The sequence below is a fragment of the Stenotrophomonas veracruzanensis genome (assembly GCF_032911525.1).
GTDB lineage: Bacteria > Pseudomonadota > Gammaproteobacteria > Xanthomonadales > Xanthomonadaceae > Stenotrophomonas > Stenotrophomonas africana.
The window spans coordinates 379,720-393,933 of sequence record NZ_JAWJTI010000001.1 but is presented as its reverse complement, the minus strand read 5'-3'; the positions used below and the strand labels follow the sequence as shown (position 1 = coordinate 393,933).

Annotated in this window: 11 protein-coding genes; 4 read left to right on the top strand and 7 right to left on the bottom strand. The window is 67.2% G+C overall.

The genetic code is table 11. From position 1 onward, the window contains the following. Window positions 1–38: 38 nt before the first annotated feature. Both R1H25_RS01760 and R1H25_RS01755 read right to left on the bottom strand, forming a co-directional pair. Entirely contained in the window at window positions 39–3,200 is a 3,162-nt protein-coding gene (locus R1H25_RS01760; protein WP_317222448.1) for an efflux RND transporter permease subunit, read from the bottom strand. Between the two features lie 4 nt (window positions 3,201–3,204). Beyond that, window positions 3,205–4,335 carry an efflux RND transporter periplasmic adaptor subunit gene (locus R1H25_RS01755; RefSeq protein WP_317222446.1) on the bottom strand — a complete coding sequence of 377 codons (1,131 nt, stop codon included), beginning with the start codon at window positions 4,333–4,335 and terminating at the stop codon, window positions 3,205–3,207. A 119-nt stretch (window positions 4,336–4,454) separates the two neighbouring features. On the opposite strand from R1H25_RS01755, the gene R1H25_RS01750 reads away from it, so the two are divergent. From R1H25_RS01750 to R1H25_RS01740, 3 genes are all read left to right on the top strand, one after another. Continuing rightward, the gene (locus R1H25_RS01750; RefSeq protein ID WP_043400176.1) at window positions 4,455–5,135 is read left to right on the top strand and encodes a TetR/AcrR family transcriptional regulator; all 681 of its coding nucleotides are present in this window, start codon (window positions 4,455–4,457) and stop codon (window positions 5,133–5,135) included. A gap of 136 nt (window positions 5,136–5,271) precedes the next feature. Beyond that, window positions 5,272–5,919, top strand: coding sequence for a protein-L-isoaspartate O-methyltransferase (locus tag R1H25_RS01745; protein WP_057500343.1), 648 nt, complete (start codon window positions 5,272–5,274; stop codon window positions 5,917–5,919). 16 nt (window positions 5,920–5,935) lie between these two features. Then, window positions 5,936–7,294, top strand: coding sequence for a TolC family outer membrane protein (locus tag R1H25_RS01740; RefSeq protein WP_317222445.1), 1,359 nt, complete (start codon window positions 5,936–5,938; stop codon window positions 7,292–7,294). A gap of 68 nt (window positions 7,295–7,362) precedes the next feature. Here R1H25_RS01740 and R1H25_RS01735 read toward each other — a convergent pair whose 3' ends face one another. Together R1H25_RS01735 and waaA are read right to left on the bottom strand one after the other, a co-directional pair. Beyond that, a complete protein-coding gene (locus tag R1H25_RS01735) occupies window positions 7,363–8,580 on the bottom strand; it encodes an amino acid transporter (RefSeq protein WP_317222444.1) in 1,218 nt (405 codons plus the stop codon). 215 nt (window positions 8,581–8,795) lie between these two features. After that, window positions 8,796–10,094: a lipid IV(A) 3-deoxy-D-manno-octulosonic acid transferase gene (waaA, locus tag R1H25_RS01730; protein ID WP_317222443.1), complete on the bottom strand. Its 1,299-nt coding sequence runs from the start codon at window positions 10,092–10,094 to the stop codon at window positions 8,796–8,798. 60 nt (window positions 10,095–10,154) lie between these two features. Between waaA and R1H25_RS01725 the strand changes: the two genes are divergently transcribed. Next, window positions 10,155–11,072: an LpxL/LpxP family Kdo(2)-lipid IV(A) lauroyl/palmitoleoyl acyltransferase gene (locus R1H25_RS01725; protein WP_049444013.1), complete on the top strand. Its 918-nt coding sequence runs from the start codon at window positions 10,155–10,157 to the stop codon at window positions 11,070–11,072. Window positions 11,073–11,179: 107 nt separating this feature from the next. Here R1H25_RS01725 and R1H25_RS01720 read toward each other — a convergent pair whose 3' ends face one another. The 3 genes from R1H25_RS01720 to R1H25_RS01710 form a co-directional block, all read right to left on the bottom strand. Further along, window positions 11,180–11,629 (bottom strand): transposase, encoded by a 450-nt coding sequence (locus R1H25_RS01720; RefSeq protein ID WP_088480519.1) that lies wholly within the window; start codon window positions 11,627–11,629, stop codon window positions 11,180–11,182. A 149-nt stretch (window positions 11,630–11,778) separates the two neighbouring features. Further along, window positions 11,779–13,110 (bottom strand): O-antigen ligase, encoded by a 1,332-nt coding sequence (locus R1H25_RS01715; protein WP_317222442.1) that lies wholly within the window; start codon window positions 13,108–13,110, stop codon window positions 11,779–11,781. After that, the gene (locus tag R1H25_RS01710) at window positions 13,091–14,206 is read right to left on the bottom strand and encodes a glycosyltransferase (protein WP_088480517.1); all 1,116 of its coding nucleotides are present in this window, start codon (window positions 14,204–14,206) and stop codon (window positions 13,091–13,093) included. The genes R1H25_RS01715 and R1H25_RS01710 overlap by 20 nt, the downstream gene beginning before the upstream one ends. Between the last annotated feature and the right edge of the window lie 8 nt (window positions 14,207–14,214).

The following is a 14,214-nucleotide window of genomic DNA, read 5'->3' as shown; positions in this document are numbered from 1 at the left end:
GGCACCTGCCAGAGGCGGTGGCCGTAGAACCCGGGGCGTTATGCCCCGGATTCGTCCGGCTTGACCCGGAACCACGCCGCGTACAGCGCCGGCAGGAACACCAGGGTCAGCACCGTGCCCACGATCAGGCCGCCCATGATCGAGATCGCCATCGAGCCATAGAACGCGCTGCGCGACAGCGGAATCATCGCCAGCACCGCCGCCAGCGCGGTCAGCACGATCGGGCGGAATCGGCGCACCGTGGCATCGATGATCGAATGCCAGCGGTCATGCCCGGCATCGATGTCCTGCTGGATCTGGTCGATCAGGATCACCGAGTTGCGCATGATCATGCCAGCCAGCGCGATCGTACCCAGCAGTGCCACGAAGCCGAACGGCGCGCGGAACAGCAGCAGGAACAACGTCGCACCGATGATGCCCAGCGGCGCGGTCACCAGCACCATCGCCGCACGCGAGAAGCTGCGCAGCTGCAGCATCAGCAGCGTGGCCACCACCACCAGGAACAGCGGCATGCCGGCCTTGATCGAGTTCTGGCCACGGGCCGAATCCTCCACGGTACCGCCGGTTTCCAGCAGATAACCGTTCGGCAGCTCGGCACGGATGCCATCCAGCGTCGGCAGGATCTGATGCACCACGTCCAGCGGCTGCATGCCATCACTGATGTCGGCACGCACGGTCACCGTCGGCAACCGGTTGCGGTGCCAGATGATGCCGTCCTCGAAGCCATACTCCATCGTCGCCACCTGCGACAGCGTGATGCTGCCGCCGTTGGCGGTCGGCATCGACAGGCTGGACAGCAGCTCCAGCTGGTTGCGCTCATCGGCCGGTCCGCGCAGCAGCATCTCGATCTGGCGGTTGCCTTCGCGGTACACGCTCACCGACTGCCCGGCCAGCGAACTGGACAGGAACTGGCTGACCTGGGCACTGCTCACGCCCAGCGCGCGGGCGCGCTCCTGGTCGATCACCAGCCGCACTACCTTGCTCGGCTCGCTCCAGTCCAGGTTGACGTTCATCACGTGCGGGTTCTCGCGCACCTTTGCTTCGACCTGGCGCGCGATCGCCTGCACCTTCTCGATGTGCTCGCCGGAAATACGCATCTGCACCGGATAGCCGACCGGCGGACCGTTCTCCAGGCGGGTCACGCGCATCTGCACGTCCGGGAACTTCGGGATCACCTCGTGCAGCAGCCAGTCACGGGTGCTTTCGCGCGATTTGATGTCCTTGGCCAGCACCACGAACTGGGCGAAGTTGGTGGCCGGCAGCTGCTGGTCCAGCGGCAGGTAGAAGCGTGGAGAGCCGGTGCCCACGTAGGACACGTAGTTGGCGATGCCTTCGCGGCTGGACAACAGCTTTTCCAGCTTTTCGACCTGGGCCTGGGTCGAGCGCAGCGACGCGCCCTCGGCCAGCTCGATGTCCACCATCAGTTCCGGCCGGGTCGAATCCGGGAAGAACTGCTGCGGCACGAAGCGGAACATCACCAGCGAGAACACGAACAGGGCGATGGTCGCGGCGATCACCCACCAGCGGTGGCGCAGGCAGCCATCGAGGAAGCGACGGAAGCTGCGGTAGAACGGGCGCTGGTACGGGTCATGGTCGTGCCCGTGCTGCGGCGGCGCGATCAGGCTGGCCAGCGCCGGATAGCGGTCGGCCCACTGCTGGCGCTTGGCGTGCCAGCGCGCGGACAGGCTGCCCGGCTTCGGCGGCTGCGGATTGAACAGGTCCGGCAGCATCTTGTCGCCCAGGTACGGGATGAACAGCACCGCCGCGATCCATGACACCACCAGCGCGATGGTCACCACCTGGAACAGCGAGCGGGTGTACTCACCGGTGCTCGATGCCGCGGTAGCGATCGGCAGGAAGCCGGCCGCGGTGATCAGCGTACCGGTCAGCATCGGGAACGCGGTCGACTCCCAGGCGAAACTGGCCGCGCGCAGGCGGTCGTAACCCTGCTCCATCTTGGTGGCCATCATCTCCACCGCGATGATCGCATCGTCCACCAACAGGCCCAGCGCCAACACCAGTGCACCCAGCGAGATCTTGTGCAGGCCGATGTCGAAGTAGTGCATGACGAAGAAGGTCATCGCCAGCACCAGCGGGATGGTCACGCCCACCACCAGGCCGGTGCGCAGGCCGAGCGAGAAGAAGCTGACCAGCAGCACGATCACCACCGCTTCGGTCAGCACCTGCACGAACTCGCCGACCGACTCCTCCACCGACTGCGGCTGGTCGGACACTTTGCGCAGCTGCATGCCGGCCGGCAGGGTCTTCTGCAGGCGTTCGAACTCGGCATCGAGGTTGGCGCCGAGCTTGAGGATGTCACCGCCATCCTTCATCGCCACCGCCAGGCCGATTGCCTCTTCGCCCATGAAGCGCATCTTCGGCGACGCCGGATCGGCGAAGCCGCGCTTGACCTCGGCAATGTCGCCCAGGTGCACGGTGCGGTCGCCGGCGCGGATCGGGAACTGGCGGATCGCTTCGATATCGTTGAACTGGCCGGTCACGCGCAGCTGCACGCGGTCGGTGGCGGTTTCAAAGAAGCTGGTGCCGGTGATCGCATTCTGGTCGGCCAGCGCCTGCTGTACCTGCTGCATCGACACACCCAGCGTGGCAAGGCGGGTGTTGGACAGCTCGATCCACACCTTCTCGTCCTGCAGGCCGACCAGGTCGATCTTGCCGACGTCGGGCACGCGCTGCAGTTCCAGCTGGATCCGGTCGGCGTAGTCACGCATCACCGCGTAGTCGAAGCCCTTGCCGGTCAACGCATAGATGTTGCCGTAGGTATCGCCGAACTCGTCATTGAAGAACGGGCCGACGATTTCTCGCGGCAGCGTCGGCCGGATGTCACCCACACGCTTGCGTACCTGATACCAGAGGTCGGGGATCTGCTTGGAACGCAGGCTGTCGCGCGCCATGAAGATGATCTGCGACTCGCCCGGCCGCGAGTACGAGCGGATGAACTCGTACTCGCCGGTGTTCATCAACGCCTTCTCGAGCGGCTCGGTCACCTGCCGCGAGACCTGCTCGGCGGTTGCGCCCGGCCACAGCGTGCGCACCACCATCGCCTTGAAGGTGAACGGCGGGTCCTCGGATTGGCCCAGATGCTTGTACGACCAGGCGCCGATCAGCGCGAAGGCGAGCATCGCGAACAGCACCAGCGGGCGGTTGGACAGCGCCCACTCGGAAAGATTGAAGCGGCGCACCGGCTTACTCCTTGGCCTTGGCGGCAGCCGCCGGCGTGGCCGGCTTCAGCACCGGGCGGTTCTGACGATCCACCGCGATCACCGGCTGGCCGGCGCGCAGCAGGTGTCCGCCGGCAGCAACCACCCAGTCACCCGCGTTCACGCCTGACAGTACCGGTACCGTCTCGCTGCCAAACGCCCCAGTGGTGACCACTGCAGCCTTCAGCGTACTGTTGGCCGGATCGACCACCCACACGCTGGCGGCACCGTTGGCACCGCGCTGCAGCGCGCCGAGCGGCAGCTGCAGGGTGCCGTGGCGGCCGGCGCTGCTGTAGACGCGTGCGCTCTGGCCCAGTTCGACATCGGCTAGCGCATCGGCGGCCAGGCTGACGCGGGTGGCATAGGTGCGTGCCTGCGGATCGGCGGCGGCTGCGATCTCGCGGATCGTGCCCGGCAGGCGCTGGCCCGGGCGGTTCCACAACTCCACCTCGACCGGCTGGCCGACCGCATAGTCGCGGATGGTGGCCTCGGGCAGGTCGATCAGCACTTCGCGGCCACCGTCGGCGGCCAGGTTGAAGATGGTCTGGCCGGCCGACACCACCTGCCCGGCCTCGGCCTCGCGGCTGGCGATCACGCCGTCAGCCGGTGCGCGCAGCTGCGCGTAATCGGCCTGGTTGCGCAGCACATCGAGGTTGGCGCGCGCGGCGTTGGCCTGGCCCTGCGCCGCCTTGAAAGCGGCGGACTGCTGGTCCAGCTGCGAACGGCTGACCAGTTGCTGGTCGGCCAGCACCTGGTAGCGCTTGAGATCGTCGCGGGCGCGCACCAGATCGGCTTCAGCTGCGGCCAGTTGCGCCTGCGAAGCGCGCGCCTGCAATGCGAAGTCGGCTGCATCGAGCTCAGCCAGCACGTCGCCCTTCTTCACCCGCTGCCCGGCATCGACATGGCGCTTGACCAGGTTGCCACCGACACGGAACGACAGCGGGCTTTCCTGCCGGGCACGTACCGTGCCCGGGAACGCAGCCGGGGCCTGCCCGGCCTGTTCGCCTGGGTGAACCACCAGTACCGGCACGGCCGCCTGTGGCGCCTGTTCCTGTCCCGAACAGGCTGCCAGCGCAGCCACCCACACCATACCGCCCATCCAGCGCACGATCTTCATCGGTCAACGTCCTGAAAACGCAGGGTTGCAACTAAGGGGAGAGCCGCGACTGCCGGCCCAATTTAATAAACCGGCCGGTATAGTATAAATATCGAACCGCTTGGTCTAGTATTGTCGCGATGAGTTCTCCCACTTCCCGCAAGCCGTCGGCCAAGCCCGCTGCCAAGGCCGCCGGACCCGGGCGTCCCAAGGACCTCGGCAAGCGCGCGGCGATCCTTGAAGCAGCCAAGGCACTGTTCATCGAACAGGGCTATACCGGCGTGAGCATGGACACCATCGCTGCTCAGGCGGGCGTCTCGAAGCTGACTGTGTACAGCCACTTCGGCGACAAGGAGACCCTGTTCTCCGAGGCCGTGCAGTCAAAGTGCATTGAAATGCTGCCCGATGCCCTGTTCGTGGCCGACGCGGACGGCCCGCTGCGCGACCAGCTGATCGGTATCGGACTGGCCTTCTTCGAACTGATCACCTCCGACGCGGCGATCTCGATCCAGCGCATGATGATGGCGCCGGAGACCGACGAACGCCTGCGCGAGCTGTTCTGGAAGGCAGGCCCGGAGCGCACCTGCGAGGCCCTGGCTGACTTCCTGCGGGCACGCGCCGAGCGCGGCGAACTGGACATCACCGACTATTCGCTGGCTGGCGAGCAGTTCCTGACCCTGGTCAAGGGCGAAGTGCACATGCATATGATGTGCGGCATGCCACTGTCACCGGTGGAGTGCGACCCTCTTGCCCATGTGACCGCCAGCATCGACTTTTTCCTGCGCGCTTATGCGCCGCGAGGGGCCGGGACGGCAGAATAACCAAAACTGAACGAACCGGAGGTCGCGATGACTTCCGGCACTGCGACCCCGGCCACCCGGCAGCTGATGCTCTGGGCGCGCCGCCGGCCTCCGGCACCGGTAAAATGGCCGGCCCACTGCGCTGGATTTGAACCTCATGACGATTGATTACGCCCACGCCCGCGAACTGATGGTGGAACAGCAGATCCGTCCCTGGGACGTGCTGGACATCAAGGTGCTCGACGTCCTGGCCCGCCTGCCGCGCGAGGCCTTTGTCGCCGATGCACACCGGGCACTGGCCTACGCCGATGTCGAACTGCCGATCGGCCATGGCCAGAAGATGATGAAGCCGGTCATCGAGGGCCGTACCCTGCAGGCACTGGATCTGCAGCCTGGTGACGAAGTGCTGGAAGTCGGCACCGGCAGCGGCTTCCTGGCAGCCTGCATCGGCGCGCTGGCGCGCGACGTACTGAGCCTGGAGATCGACCCGGAGCTGGCCGCCGCCGCGCGTGCCCGCCTGGACGCTTCCGGCCTGGGCACCAACGTCCGCGTGGAAGTGGCTGACGCCCTGTCCTGGCAGACCGAACGCCGCTTTGACGTGATCTGTGTCACTGGTGCGGTCGACGTGGTGCCGTCACAGTTTGCCTCGTGGCTGCGTCCGGGTGGACGCCTGTTCGTGATCCACGGCCGCTCGCCGGCGATGGAGGCCCTGCTGATCAAGGCCGACGGCAGCACCGAGTCCCTGTTCGAGACCGATATTGATTACCTGCGCGGTGCCGCCCCGGCACCCCAGTTCCACCTCTGAGTCCAAGGAAGCCGCAATGATCCGCCGATCCCTCGCTGTTGCGCTGGCCACTGCCCTGCTGCCGTTGTCCGCCCATGCCGCCGACCTGCTGCAGGTCTACGAAATGGCCCGCAACGGCGATCCGCAGCTGTCCGCCGCCGAATCGACCCGGCTGGTCGACAAGGAAGGTGCCGTGCAGGCGCGCGCCGCCCTGCTGCCGCAGATCAACGGCCAGGCCACGCTGAACCGCACGCGCAGCGAGCCGAACGCCGAGGCCAACTCCGGCTCGTTCACCAACAAGCGCCGCACGTACACGATCGACGGCAGCCAGACGCTGTTCAACTGGACCCAGATCAACAACCTGCGTTCGCAGCGCGAGCTGAGCAAGGCGGCGGATTTCACCCTCGATTCGGCCAACGACAGCCTGATCGTTCGCACGTCGGCGGCCTACTTCAACGTGCTGGTGGCGATCGAATCGCTGAACGCCGCACAGACCAACGAAGCGGCCGCGAAAAAGCAGTTCGATTTCGCCGACAAGCGCCTGGAAGTGGGCCTGGCGCCGATCACCGACGTGCACGAAGCGCGCGCCCAGTACGACCAGGCGCGCGCCAACACCATCGTTGCGCAGAACACCCTGGCCGATAACTACCAGGCACTGACCGAGCTGACCGGCCAGCCGGTGGTCAACCTGCGCGGCCTGCCGGCCGACTTCCGCCCGGAAGTGCCGGCCAACCGCGGCAACATCGATGAGCTGGTGCACCAGGCCACCACCCAGAATCCGGCACTGAAGGCGCAGGAGCTGAAGGTCAGCGCCGCCGAGGCAGGGGTGCAGGCTGCCCGTGGCGGTCATTACCCGACCCTGTCGCTGGGCGGCAGCTGGGGCAAGAGTGCGACCTGGGGTGACAGCACCGGCGCGGGTTCGCTGTCGCCGGATGCGCGCACCAACAGCATCGGCCTGACCCTGAGCGTGCCGATCTTCGCCGGCGGTGCCACCCAGTCCGGCGTGCGTCAGGCGTTGGCCCAGCGTGACATCGCCCAGGACGGCTACGAGCAGCAGAAGCGTGCCCTGGACCGCAACACCCGCAATGCCTACCAGACCCTGGTGCAGGGCATCAGCGAAGTGGAAGCGCGCCGCCTGGCGGTAGTCTCGGCACAGAGCGCCTACGATGCTTCGCAGGTCGGGCTGGAAGTCGGTACCCGTACCGTGCTGGACGTGATCCAGAACCAGCGCATCCTGTTCTCGGCGCAGCTGGACTACGCCCAGGCCCGTTACACCTTCCTGCAGAACCGCCTGCTGCTGAGCCAGTCGCTGGGTGCGCTGGATGTGGCCGAGCTGCAGGACGTGAACCGCCTGCTGACCCAGGACGCGGGCAACCCGGCAACGACCACGCACTGAGTGGTCGCCGCGCCGGCAACGAAGAAGCCACCCGCGAGGGTGGCTTTTTTGTGGCCGTTGCACGGCGATCAGCCCGGCCAGACACGCATGCGCTCCACTGCGGCCAACACGCACAGTGCCGCAGCCACGGGCGCAAGCACCAACAAGACGCGTGAGGGTGGCGCCTGCACGCGAAGCACGGTCAGGCACAAGGCCGCCATCACCAGCAGGGTTGCCGGACCAGGCAGCACCGGCAGCGTACCAACGGGCAGCAGCAGCGCCAGCACCGCCGCCGACACCACCACCACGCACCACGCCAGTCGCGCCCGCAATCCTGCCACCGCATGGTTGGCCGCAGGCCACAGCTGCGCCGCCAGGCGCGCGGCAACCCTCATCACTACCAGCAGCAGCGCCGCCAGCCCTGCTGCACCGGCCAGTGGCAGCAACGGCATCATCCAGTGCAGCTGCGGGTGCTGCTGCAGCGCCACCGACAACGGTCGCGTACTGGCCAATGCAGGGAACTCCACCAGTCCTGCCTGCAACGCGGCCAGCACGATAAGCAGCAGCATCGCCAGCAGCAGCATCCCTGCCAGCAGCGGCATGGTCCGTGCCCTCTCCTGCCGGCCCATGCCGGGAAATCCCAGCGCAAGGCCAACGCTGGCGAACACACCGAGCAGCGGTACGCTCGCCGCCAGCACTCCACCCAGTCCGAAACGATAAGGCGCCGTTGCTTCCGGCAACCATGGAATCCAATATGCGTAGTGCACGTAACGCGCCGCCAGGGCCAGCAGGAGCAGGCCGATGCCGATCTTCATCGTGAGCAACGCACAGGCAGCCAATACCACACGACGTGGCGGCAGCAACCCGACCACGCCAAGCAGAAGCAGGCCGAAGACCGCCGCCAGCTGATCCGGCATGGCGTTGCCGGCATCGATGCCGCAGCGGAGCAGGAACACGCGCAGATGACTGGCCAGGGATTGCGCCGCGCCGGCACTGGTCGCCACCAGCTCCAGCAGCAACATGCCACCCAGCAGGCCGGCAGATGCCCTGCCCGATCCGGCGCGCAGCAGACCCAGCAGGCCATCAACGGGCAGTAGCGGGTTCAGGACGTGCAGACAGCACAGCAGGGGCAAGGTGCCCAGCGCGGCCAACAACAGGCTCAGCACGATGGCCGGTCCCGCCTGCGCGGCGGTGTGCTGGCCGACCAGAGCGATCACGCTGCCCCCCAGCAGCAGCGTCAGTGCCACCGTGGCGACGTGATCCCTGCCGAGGCGGGCATCCCGGTCGAGGCTGTTGTCGCTGTCCATCGCAAGTCCCCTTGATATCCGCCCAGGTGCGGTCGGCAGCAGGCTGGCAGCCTGCGCCAAGGGGCGGTATCAGAATCTGTACCGGGGGCTCCGCGATGTGATCACAGACACGATCAAAGGCCTATAACCGGTCCTGCTGCGACAGGATTCCGGTCGCTAAGCAGAATTGATGTAGTCGATCACGTCAGCCGACCGGCCTGCTGCCGGTAGGCGTCTCAGCTCCGCGGTGGCGGCAGATACGGCGCGACCAGCGCCAGCGTGCGCTGCAGGGCGCCCCGGCCATTGCTGACCAGCGTGCAGCCAGCGCGCGCCATGTCCTGGCGCGCCTGTACATCGTCGAGCAGGTGCTGCAACAGGTCGCCGACCGCCTGCACGTCCTCGCCGATCAGCAGTGCGCCGGCCTCACGCATGCGGCGCGAGATCTCAGCGAAGTTGTGCAGGTGCGGGCCGGTCACGGCAGCGGTGCCCATCGCCGCCGGCTCCAGCAGATTGTGGCCACCGATCGGCTGCAGGCTGCCGCCGACAAACGCCACCTGCGCGCAGGCATAGAAGGGCATCAGCTCGCCCAGAGTGTCGATGACGAACACGTCGGTGTCGGCCTCGGGCCACTGCTTCGCGCGCCGGGTGGCCACGTTCCAGCCCTGTTCGCGCGTCAGCGTCTCCACCTTCGGGAAGCGCTCGGGATGACGCGGCGCCCACAGCAGCAGCAGGTCGGGATGCTGCTGGCGCAGGCGACGGTGCAGGTCGACCACCGCCTGTTCTTCGCCATCGTGGGTACTGGCGGCGATCCACACCGGACGCCCGGCCGGCACGCGGGCGTGGAACTGCTCGACGAAGCTCTTCACGTCCGGCGTGGCGATGTCGAACTTCAGGTTGCCCAGCGCCTGGACCTGCTCCGGGGCAGCGCCCAGCTGGACGAAGCGGTCCGCGTCGTCCTGCGACTGCGCGGCCACGCAGGTGACCGTTCGCAGGGCGCGCCGGATCAGCGCCGCCAGCAGCCGGTAGCCGCGCAACGAGCGTGCAGACAGGCGCGCATTGAGGATGTAGACCGGAATGCCCCGGTCACGGCAGCCGAACAGCATGTTCGGCCATAGCTCGGTTTCCAGGATCAGCGCCAGGCTGGGCTGGAAGTGACCGAGGAAGCGGTTGACGCTGCCGGGCACGTCGTACGGCAGGTAGACGTGGTCCAGCGCATCGCCCCACAGCGCTCGCACGCGCTCCGAACCGGTCGGGGTGATGGTGGTGATGACCCAGCGGATGTCCGGGCGCTGCTCGCGCAGGGCGTTCACCAGCGGCGCGGCGGCATTGACCTCGCCCACCGACACCGCGTGCAGCCAGACCCGTGGCTGGCCGGTCGGCTGTGGATAGGAGGCGTAGCGCTCGTCCCAGCGCCGGAAGTACTCACGGACCCGGAAACCGCGCCAGACCAGGTGATACACGGTGATCGGCAGCAGGATGTAGAGCACGACCGAATACAGGCCGCGCAGGATCCATTCGACAGGGTCTTTACGCATGCGGCAAGGATACGGGAGCCCCCCGGGAAAGACACGCGGCCGCCTTGGTAGAATGGGGCAATGTCCGATGCCACCACCGCCGTCCGCCCGTCGCTGCGCGATCCGCGCAACTGGCCGATGTTCGCCGCCATGTTCGGCGCCTTCGCCATCGCCCGCCTGCCGTGGATGCTGCAGCGTGCGCTGGGCCGGGGCGTCGGCTGGATCACCTGGCGCCTGCTCGGCAGCCGCCGTCGCGCCGCCGAGGTCAACCTGCAACTGTGCTTCCCCGAAAAGGATGAAGCCTGGCGGCAACGCCTGGTACGCGACAGCTTCGATGCGCTGGGCGTGGGCGTGTTCGAGTGCATCCGTGCCTGGTGGGGCAGTATCGACCGCATCCGCCCTCAGGTGCAGATCGAAGGCCTGGAGCACCTGCGGCAGATGCAGGCCGAAGGCCGTGGCGTGCTGCTGGTTTCCGGCCACTTCATGACCCTGGAGATGTGCGGGCGCCTGCTGTGCGACTACGTCGACCTGTCCGGCATGTACCGCAAGCACAAGAACCCGGTGTACGAATGGGCGGTGAAGTTCGGCCGCCTGCGCTATGCCAAGGCGATGTTCGCCAACGAGGACATCCGCGCCACCGTGCGGCACCTGAAGAAGGGTGGCTTCCTCTGGTATGCACCGGACCAGGACATGCGTGGCAAGGACACCGTGTTCGTGCCGTTCTTCGGCCACACCGCGTCCACCATCACCGCCACCCACCAGCTGGCGCGGATGACCGGTTGTGCGGTGATCCCGTATTTCCACCGTCGCGAAGGCGGCAGGTACTTCCTGAAGATCGGTGCGCCGCTGGAGAATTTCCCCAGCGAGGACGTGGAAGCCGATACCACGCGGGTCAACCAGGCCATCGAAGAGATGGTGCGCGAAGCGCCCGACCAGTACTTGTGGATCCACCGTCGTTTCAAGCGCCAGCCGGGTGGCCGGAGCGATTTCTACAAGTAACGGTGGGAGGGATGGCTTCATCCACGCATGGCGTGGATTCAATGACGTGGGGCATTCTGAAGTAGATCCACGCCATGCGTGGATGCTCTTCGATTCCGTGCCGTGATTCACAACGGCCAGCGGCACCAGGCGTACGGGTACTCCCCCACCACGCACGCCAAGCCCGCGCGGACCGGATTGGCCAGGATGTACATCGCCTTCTCGTGAAGTGATTCGTCGGTCCGCACTGCATGGTCGTGATAGCCGTGCTGCCACAGCACACCCTGCCGCTCCAACCGCCGGTTCAGCAACCTGCTGCTGCGTGACTTCAGAAAGGACATGCACTCGGCCAAGGTTCCACTGCGCAGTTCCATCAGCCAGTGCAGATGGTCAGGCATCACCACCCAGGCGAGACTGTGGCTGAAGCCCCTACGCTCGACGAAGCGCAGGGTGTCGATCAGGATCGCCATGTCCGCCGCATCGGCGAATAACGGTTCACGGCCAAGGGTTGCCGTGGTCAATGAGTACACGTTGCCGGATCGGGAAAATCGACCGCAGCGGAGTCTTGGGCTGGCCATGCCTCGAGCGTGCGGTACGCATGGAAACACCGGTAGTGGTGGGTTACCTGTGTTTGCGTCGGGAAAGCTCCATCCACCCATGGCGTGGATCTACCACAGCAATCTCCGTTCGGTACGTGCAGTAGAGCCACGCCATGCTGGATGGACGATCACACCGCCGTCGGCATGTCGTCCGATTCGCGTGCCAGCAGGCTGCCGGCGAACAGCGCTGCCAACAGCACGGTCAGCCCCCCCCAGAACGCCGAATAGAACGCCAGGTGGGTGTTGAGCGGGAACACCGTGACCGCCAGCGCCAGCATTGCCGGCCGCGCACGCTCACGGGCAACGGCTGGCGCGTAGCGCCATGCCCGCCAGGCCTGGGCCACCGCCGCCAGCCACAGCAGCAGGCCCAGCACACCGGTTTCTGCCAGGATTTCCAGCACGATCTGATGGGCGTGCAACGCAGGGGCATTGCCCCACACCGCCGGCCCCTCATCGGCCACGCAGGCCGGATAGGCATCGCGGAAACCGCGCGCGCCGACCCCGTTGACCGGGTGCGCCTCAATCATGCAGACGGCCGCTTCCCAGATCCGCGCGCGACCGGACAGCGCTTCGTCGACCCCCCGTTCGCCTCCATCCCAGGCCATCGCCGTACGTGCAAAGCGTTCGCGCAGCTGCGGCACGCTGGCGGTCAGCACCCCTGCCCCGAGAACAGCGACCATCGCCAGCACCGCCAGCCGTTTCCAGCCGAACTGGCGTACGCCGCTGTAGCCCAGCACCAGTGCGAAGGTGATCCATGAGGCACGCGAGCCGGCCAGCAGCAGCACGCTGCCCAGCGCTGCCGCAGCCAGCAGCCAGCCCGTATTGCCAAAGCGCCGCGCGGCGGGCAGCAGCAGGAACGGCGACAGGCTGGCCAGCACCTGGCCGAACTTCAGGTTGCACGGCCCCAGTGCGCCACTGAGGCGGTCGGCCACTGCAGCCTGGTCGGCCGGGCACAATGCATGGCCGCTCACCGCCAGCTTCAGCTGCTCCAGTGACCAGAACCACGGGCTGGTACCCGCTAGCGCCTGCACCAGCGCATCCAGCGTCCACGCAGCGGTGATCAAGGCGAGGCCACCGAAGGTCAGCCGCCTCCGCTCCGGCGTGGCCACCGCGATCGCCACCAGCCACATGAAGGGCAGGTAGCGCAGGCCGGCGGCCGCCTTCGTCCACGACGCTGCCGGATCGATCGCATCAAACGCCGAGAATGCCTGCGGCAGCCAATAGCCGAGGAACAGGATCGAGGTCAGCGCCCAGGCTGCCGTGCTCAACAGGTGCGGGCGGCGCTGCAGGCGGCGCATGACCATGCGCGCGGCGGCGTAGACCGCGCCAAGACCGAGCACGGTTTCAGCGATGCCCGGCAACGGCCACAGCGCCACGTACGCCAGCACCCACCAGGGTGCCCAGCGCCCGGCGCGGTCGTCGCGCACGGTGACGGCGGGGTCAGCCGGCGAGGTCGGCATAGAGGCGGAGGGTATCGCGCTGCATGGCCTGCAGGGTAAACGGGATGCGGGTCGGCAAGGACGGCGGCTGCGCCAGCAGGGCCAGCGCACGTTCACCCAGCGCGCGTGCATCGCCCAGCGGCACCGCGCCAGTGGGCTGCAGCTGCCGAAGCAGTTCGCCAACGCCACCATGATCCCAGCCCAGCACCGGACGGCCGACCGACAGCGCCTCGACCACGGTGCGGCCGAATGCTTCGGGCTTGTCCGACAGCTGCAGCACAAGATCGCTGGCTGCATAGGCCTGGGCGATACGCGCGGTCGGCGTGCTGATCTGCACGGCGTCGGTCACGCCGAGCACGGCCGCCTGCCGGCGCAGGTCGGCCACGTAGGCTTCGCGGCCGGGTTCATCGGTGCCCAGCATCCACAGCTGTGCCGGCACACCGGCCGCGCGTACATCCGCCAGCAACTGCAGCGCATGAACATGTCCCTTCAGCCGGGTGCCCCGCCCCGGCAGCAGCAGCAGCGGGCCCTCAACCTGCGCCAGCCACGGGTAATCGGCTGCCAGCGCCAGTCGTGGCCGGCGGTCGGCGCGGGCCACGCGCGGAAACTGTGCGACATCGACGCCGCGCGGAATCACCTGCAGCTTCGCTTCGGGAACCGTCGGATAGTGCCGCTGCACGTAGTCGCGCACGCTGTTGGACACGCAGATCACGCGTTCACCGCTGGTCATCACCGCGCTGTAGCGACTGGGCGAATTCAACCCGTGCACGGTGGTCACCCAGTGCGGCCGCTGTGCGACGGGCATGGCACGGATCGCGTACAGGCCCAGCCAGGCCGGCAGCCGCGAACGGGCATGCACGATATCCGCACCCACTTCTGCGAACAGGCGGCGCAACGTCGGCAGGTGGCGCAGGGTCAGCAGCGACTTGCGGCCGATGTCGAGGGTGAGGTGCTCGGCACCGCTATCGAGCAGCGGCTGCACCAGGCGGCCACCGGCGGAGACCACCAGCGCACGATGGCCGGCGGCGACCAGCGCCGCAGCAATTTCCAGGGTCGAGCGCTCGACGCCGCCGGAGTGCAGCGCCGGCAGCAACTGCACCACGGTCAATCGGCGCATCGAAGGGG

Bases quoted from the DNA above. Each gene is read 5' to 3' on its own strand.
- R1H25_RS01755 (WP_317222446.1), bottom strand. From the start codon at position 4,335: ATGAAGATCGTGCGCTGGATGGGCGGTATGGTGTGGGTGGCTGCGCTG.
- R1H25_RS01750 (WP_043400176.1), top strand. From the start codon at position 4,455: ATGAGTTCTCCCACTTCCCGCAAGCCGTCGGCCAAGCCCGCTGCCAAG.
- R1H25_RS01745 (WP_057500343.1), top strand. From the start codon at position 5,272: ATGACGATTGATTACGCCCACGCCCGCGAACTGATGGTGGAACAGCAG.
- R1H25_RS01740 (WP_317222445.1), top strand. From the start codon at position 5,936: ATGATCCGCCGATCCCTCGCTGTTGCGCTGGCCACTGCCCTGCTGCCG.
- R1H25_RS01735 (WP_317222444.1), bottom strand. From the start codon at position 8,580: ATGGACAGCGACAACAGCCTCGACCGGGATGCCCGCCTCGGCAGGGAT.
- waaA (WP_317222443.1), bottom strand. From the start codon at position 10,094: ATGCGTAAAGACCCTGTCGAATGGATCCTGCGCGGCCTGTATTCGGTC.
- R1H25_RS01725 (WP_049444013.1), top strand. From the start codon at position 10,155: ATGTCCGATGCCACCACCGCCGTCCGCCCGTCGCTGCGCGATCCGCGC.
- R1H25_RS01720 (WP_088480519.1), bottom strand. From the start codon at position 11,629: ATGGCCAGCCCAAGACTCCGCTGCGGTCGATTTTCCCGATCCGGCAAC.
- R1H25_RS01715 (WP_317222442.1), bottom strand. From the start codon at position 13,110: ATGCCGACCTCGCCGGCTGACCCCGCCGTCACCGTGCGCGACGACCGC.
- R1H25_RS01710 (WP_088480517.1), bottom strand. From the start codon at position 14,206: ATGCGCCGATTGACCGTGGTGCAGTTGCTGCCGGCGCTGCACTCCGGC.